Here is a 2,118-nt window from a genome sequence, read left to right as displayed (position 1 = left end):
TATCGTAAATATTTTTTATACATCCTTTCTCGATGACTTTCTCCCTCTTTTGCCATAGCGGTATATATCCGCCATATCCATCATCCGGGGGAGTGTATCTGGAAGCTTCCCGGCACCGCCGTTTTTATTTACGTTTTCTCTTCTTTCATCCAGACTATACGGTCGGTTTTGGAATTGCACCAAATCATGCGCCATGCGCTCGCGGACTTTACCGCCGGTCGGGAATTACACCCTGCCCTGAAGATATCGTTATTTTGTTATCATTCATTATCTGTATTGCATTATAGATCCAGAGGATCCGTTTGTCAATCTACTATTTTTATCATTTATTGATTGATGACCGTGTTATCTGAGTTACCGTTCCATTTAGCGCGCTCTACACAGCGCCCCATAATGCGCCCAATCAAAAGAAGATACACGATCACCGACACCGTCGTTCCGCCGAAATCCGATACCACTTCTGCGTAGAAAACATTTTCAACTCCCGCAAACACCGGAATCAGAAACACGCTGACCAGGTACAGCAGCTTCCGGAACATTGACAGTGAGATCGCCACCGACGGCACGCCCATTCCGGTAAATCCATCTACGACCTCATACTGGACTGCCAGTGGAATAATCCCCATCGTGTAGACCCGGATCGCCCAGACGGTCAGTTCCACATAGGACTCATTGCGCGTAAAGAGATACACAAAATACTGCGCCAGCGTCCGTGAAAACAGGAACATGATGCTGCACTGCACCACCGCCAGCAATGTGATATACTTCTGTGCGCTCCGGATCCGATCCGGGCGTCCCGCGCCGAAATTGAAGCCCAGGATCGCACCCGTTCCCGATGTAATGCCTCCGAGCGGCATCGTCACGATCAGCATAAAGCTCTGCACGATTGTCGTACAGGTCAAAAGCATGTCCGCCTCCGCGCCGCCATACATCTGAATTACCGTATTGAGCGAAATGATCAGCACATTGTCAAATGCGATAATCAAAAATGGCGACAGTCCCATCAGCGCAATCTTACAGACTGTCTTCACCTGTGGACATTCAAATTCAAGCCGCAGAAGCACGCGATTTCCTCGCAGGAAACGAAGGACAAAGACCGCCGACGCAAACTGTGACAGAACCGTGGCAAACGCCGCCCCCGCCACGCCCATGTCAAACACAAAAATAAACACTGGATCCAGCACAATATTCGTTACCGCACCGAGCGCCACCGAAATCATTCCGATCCGCGCAAATCCCTGGCAGATAATAAACTGGTTCATTCCGATCGAAAGCAGCGCAAAGACCGTTCCCAGCAGGTAGATCGTAAAGTACGATTCCGCATACGGCAGAATCGCCTCACTCGCACCAAACCGCGTCAAAATTTCTCGTTTAAATACAAACAGAACAAACGTCAGAACCGCCGACAGCCCGACAATCATCCAGAAGCTGTTTGCCAGAATCTTTTTCGCTTTCTCATCCTGCCCCTCGCCCATACGGATGCTCATGAGCGGCGAGCCGCCCAGACCGACCAGATAGGCGAACGCGGAGATCAGCGTCACAATCGGTCCGCTGACGCCGACGCCCGCAAGCGCCGTCTCCCCGATCACCGGGATATTTCCAATATAGATTCGATCGACCACGCTGTAGAGCACATTGATAAACTGCGCCAGCATCGAAGGAATCGCCAGACGGAGCACCAGTCGCCGGATATCGTCCCGCCCCAAATCATTTTCTATCTTCATATGTATCCCACCTCCGTATGAAACCCGCCCTGCTGTTTTGTTTACGTAACTGTTCAGTACCTTCACAGTTATCTGTTTTCTTAACTTTTCCTCCCAGAACTGGTTCCATGCGTGTTTTTTTCGCCAGAGTCTACTCCCTCTTCTGTCTGTAAAGAATTTTATAGCAGACGTGAAACTCTCGTTACTGTTCACACACGTGTGCCCAGCAACGGGATTTTGCCGATGCTACGCATTCCAAATCGGCAAAATCTGCTGCCAGAACTGTATCGTACGGAATTTTCAGTTCAGAAAATTCCTACCTGTGAACAGTTACCCTCTGTCCTTTATACCGTCTGCCCGCCAAAATGTCAATGAGATATTCCTGATAAAAATTACCCCTTTTTTGTACAGTAAA

1 protein-coding gene and 1 riboswitch are annotated in these 2,118 nt (G+C 49.3%); the gene reads right to left on the bottom strand.

Annotated elements, in window-relative coordinates:
• Window positions 1-133 precede the first annotated feature (133 nt).
• Window positions 134-249: riboswitch (FMN riboswitch) on the bottom strand.
• A gap of 77 nt (window positions 250-326) precedes the next feature.
• The gene (locus QVO97_RS07070) at window positions 327-1,724 is read right to left on the bottom strand and encodes an MATE family efflux transporter (RefSeq protein ID WP_022359657.1); all 1,398 of its coding nucleotides are present in this window, start codon (window positions 1,722-1,724) and stop codon (window positions 327-329) included.
• Between the last annotated feature and the right edge of the window lie 394 nt (window positions 1,725-2,118).

Source organism: Clostridium sp. CAG:43 (assembly GCF_000434655.1).
In the GTDB taxonomy this organism is placed as follows: domain Bacteria; phylum Bacillota; class Clostridia; order Lachnospirales; family Lachnospiraceae; genus Otoolea; species Otoolea fessa.
This window is presented reverse-complemented; position numbering and strand designations above follow the sequence as displayed.

Coding starts and splice junctions, on each gene's coding strand:
- QVO97_RS07070 (WP_022359657.1), bottom strand. CDS start 1,724: ATGAAGATAGAAAATGATTTGGGGCGGGACGATATCCGGCGACTGGTG.